At 36.3% G+C, this 215-nt stretch carries 1 protein-coding gene; it reads right to left on the bottom strand.

Annotated features, from left to right (window positions below; all coding sequences use genetic code 11):
• Positions 1–215, bottom strand: a 215-nt coding sequence (locus EOC06_RS39755) for an IclR family transcriptional regulator C-terminal domain-containing protein (RefSeq protein ID WP_245470499.1), incomplete at both ends; no start/stop codon positions are given.

Here is a 215-nt window from a genome sequence, read left to right as displayed (position 1 = left end):
TCCTGTAACAGCATTCTTTCTCTCGGCCCTGCAACACTTAAAGAGGCAACAACCTTTTCATTAAAATCACGAATCGGTATTCCATAAGCCACTACCCCTTTGTCAATTTCTTCATCTGAAAAGGCATATCCCTCTTCTCTAATTGATTGCAGATTGTTGATAAGATCGTCTTTTTTATAAAGGCTATTTGGGAGATATTTTTTGATATAACCTAA

The organism is Mesorhizobium sp. M7A.F.Ca.MR.362.00.0.0 (assembly GCF_004023175.1).
In the GTDB taxonomy this organism is placed as follows: Bacteria; Pseudomonadota; Alphaproteobacteria; order Rhizobiales; family Rhizobiaceae; genus Mesorhizobium.
This window is presented reverse-complemented; position numbering and strand designations above follow the sequence as displayed.